The 2952-nt window shown below is 73.4% G+C and carries 3 protein-coding genes; 2 read left to right on the top strand and 1 reads right to left on the bottom strand.

Annotated elements, in window-relative coordinates; all coding sequences use genetic code 11:
• Positions 1-369 (top strand): sensor histidine kinase (locus E1293_RS48335; RefSeq protein WP_341770260.1); only part of this gene is annotated, 369 nt, incomplete at its 5' end.
• 52 nt (positions 370-421) lie between these two features.
• Here the strand turns inward: E1293_RS48335 and E1293_RS46015 are convergent.
• Positions 422-1750: an MFS transporter gene (locus tag E1293_RS46015; RefSeq protein WP_243717554.1), complete on the bottom strand. Its 1329-nt coding sequence runs from the start codon at positions 1748-1750 to the stop codon at positions 422-424.
• Positions 1751-1867: 117 nt separating this feature from the next.
• Here E1293_RS46015 and E1293_RS46010 point away from each other — a divergent pair, with 117 nt between their 5' ends.
• Complete coding sequence (locus tag E1293_RS46010) at positions 1868-2845, top strand: Lrp/AsnC family transcriptional regulator (RefSeq protein WP_132206318.1); 978 nt, start codon at positions 1868-1870, stop codon at positions 2843-2845.
• Positions 2846-2952: the final 107 nt, after the last annotated feature.

Genomic DNA, 2952 nt, shown 5'->3' with positions numbered 1-2952 from the left:
GGCCTCGCCCGCCTGGACGAGCTGACCCAGGCCACCGCCGCCGCCGGCCTCAAGATCAGCACCGAGGTCGAGGGCGACCCCCGCCCGCTCCCCGCCGAGGCCGACCTCGCCGCCTTCCGGATCGTCCAGGAGGCCCTGACGAACGTGGCCCGCCACTCCCACGCGAAGTCCGCCCTCATCCGCATCCAGTACGGCGACGGCGCCGTGACCGTCAGCGTGGAGAACGACGGGGCCGCCGCCACGACACCCTCACCGGACGGCACCGGCATCCGGGGCATGCGCGACCGCGCGCGGGCCTTGGGCGGCACCCTTGAGGCGGCCCCCGACCCTGACGGCGGCTTCAAAGTCCGCGCCCGCTTGCCTCTTTAGCCTCGGCCCGGTCTCCCGCGGCGCATCAGGGAGGCGGTGGCGGCCGTGGTGATCAGCAGCCCGGCGGCCACCCAGAACGCGGCCCGGACGGCGTCCGATCCGCGGGTCCCGGTCGTCCCGTGAAGGAAGACGCTGCCGAGGACGGCGATGCCCAGGGTGCCGCCGAACTGCTGGACGGCGTTGAGAAGCCCGGCCGCCGACCCCGTCTCCTGAGGGCGGACCCGTGCCAGCGCCGCGGTGAAGAACGGGACGGTGAACAGCCCGTTGCCCGTCCCCACGATGGCCAAGGCTCCCAGGAGCGGCCACGACACGTCCCCGCGATACAGGGCGATGGTTCCGAGACACCGGCCAGCATCAGCCCGAGACCCCAGGCCATGAGACGGGGGCCGACCTTCGGCACCAGGTACGTGCCGGCCGCCCAGGAGGAGAGTGCCAGCGCGCAGGACCAAGGGAGCAGAGTCAGGCCGGCGGTCAGCACATCCCGTCCGAGACCCAGCTGCACCTGGAGGACGACCACGACCGTCAACCCGTTCACCACGGCGAAGAACAGGGTCGACGTCGCCAGCGCCGCCGGGAAGCCGCGATCGCGGAACAGGCTCGGCTCGACGAGCGGATGCGGCGTCATCCGCTGGTGGAAACCGAACAGCACCAGGACGACGGCGCCGGCGAACAGCAGCGCCCACATCCGCGGCGGCCATCCGGCCGTGTCGCCCTCGATCAGCGGATAGATCACGAGCGCGGAACCGGCAACGGCCAGCAGGGTCCCGGGGACGTCCGGACGCGGCGGGCTGGGCGCCCTGTCCTCCCGCATCGCGGGCGCCATGGCCAGCACCGCCGCGGCCAGGGGCACGTTCACCAGGAACGCCGCCCGCCATGTCCAGGCGTGCGTGAGGACGGACCCGAGCACCGGCCCGCAGACCGCCGACAGGCCCATGACGGGCCCGATCCAGCCGAGTGCCTTCGCCATCTCGGCGCCGTCGAACATCGCGCGGATCAGGCCGATGGTCTGCGGGATGATCAGCGCCGCGGCCGCCCCCTGCACGACCCGGGCGCCGATCAGCGTCCCGGCGCCCGGCGACACCGCACAGAACACCGAGGCCAGGACGAAACCCAGCACGCCCACCGTGAAGACGCGCCTGCGCCCCAGCATGTCGCCGAGCCGCCCGCCCGTGACCAGCAGGACGGCGAACGGCAGCGTGTACGCCGCACTGAACCACTGGACATCCGACGCGGCCCCGCCGAGATCCGCGTGGATGACCGGGCCCGCGACCTGCACGATCGTCGCGTCCAGCAGGTTCATCGCCTCGGCCACGAGCAGCGCCCCCAGCGCCACCCACCGCCACCGGTACGCCGCTCCACGGACCTCGCTCCGCACCACCATGGCACGCCCCCTTCCGGATTCGTGCCTTAGCCTGGGCAGTGAGCCGCACATGCTTCCAACGGCAGCGGAGAACTGGCAGATTTCTTCCATCCACCCGGCACCAAATGAGGGATCCTCATGCTGGACGATCTGGACCGCGCCGTCATCCACGCGCTTCACATCGACGGACGCGCCCCCTTCAGCCGCATCGCGGACGTCCTGGACGTGTCCACGCAGACGGTCGCCCGGCGCTACCGGCGCCTCCGCGCCGAGGCGGGCCTGCGCGTCGTCGGTGTCCTCGCCCCCGACACGCGCGGCGAGACCAGGTGGATGGTGCGGCTGACCTGCGCTCCGCCCGCCGCCCAGGACCTCGCCCGCTCCCTGGCCCGCCGCCCCGACACGTCCTGGGTCAAGCTCACGTCCGGCGGTACGGAGATCTTCGCGATCGTCCACGTCCCGGAGGGCGGCCACCCGATGCTGCTGCACGACGTCCCCCGCCGGGCGGGCATCACCGCCGTCTCCGCCCACTGCCTGCTGCACACCTACCTCGGCGGTCCGACGGCGTGGCGCGGAATCACCCAGGCCCTCACCCCGGACCAGCGGACGCGCCTCCGGCCACCCGCTCCCGAACCCGGATCCGCACGCCCGCTCACCGGCGCCGACCACGCCCTCCTGGACGCCCTGCGCCACGACGGCCGCGCCGGCTACGCCGACCTCGCCGCGGCGACCGGATGGTCAGAGGCGACGGCGGCCCGGCGCCTCGCGAACCTGCGCGCCCGCGGCACGGTCTTCTTCGACATCGAGGTCGACTCGACGCTCCTGGGCGCGACGACCCAGACCCTGCTCTGGATGTCCGTCGCCCCCGGCCGGCTCGACCACGTCGCGACGACGATCGCGGGCCACGACGAACTGGCCGTGGTCGCCGCCACCACCGGCCCGACCAACCTGCTGGCGCAGGCCCTCTGCACCGGCCCCGCCGACCTGCACCGCTACCTGACGCGCCGCCTGGGCGTCCTGGACGGCATCCAGACCCTCGAAACGGCCCCCGTACTGGCGACCCTGAAACGCGCCGGCGCCCTCCACCCCACGGCAGGCCAGGGCGCCCGGACGGCTTGACACTGCGGCTCGTGGACCGTCGAGGGCAATCGGCGTGGTCAGTTGGGCTGGTCGTCGGCGTCCTGGGCGGCGAGGGCCTCGTAGGCCGGAGCCAGGACGTCCGGGAG

The sequence above is a fragment of the Actinomadura darangshiensis genome, from assembly GCF_004349235.1.
GTDB classification, from domain to species: Bacteria; Actinomycetota; Actinomycetes; order Streptosporangiales; family Streptosporangiaceae; genus Spirillospora; species Spirillospora darangshiensis.
Note: the sequence above shows the minus strand (reverse complement) of the source record. Positions and strands in the feature narration are given on the sequence as shown.

Excerpts from the sequence above, each read along its gene's own strand:
- E1293_RS46015 (WP_243717554.1), bottom strand. The coding sequence starts at position 1,750 with ATGGTGGTGCGGAGCGAGGTCCGTGGAGCGGCGTACCGGTGGCGGTGG.
- E1293_RS46010 (WP_132206318.1), top strand. The coding sequence starts at position 1,868 with ATGCTGGACGATCTGGACCGCGCCGTCATCCACGCGCTTCACATCGAC.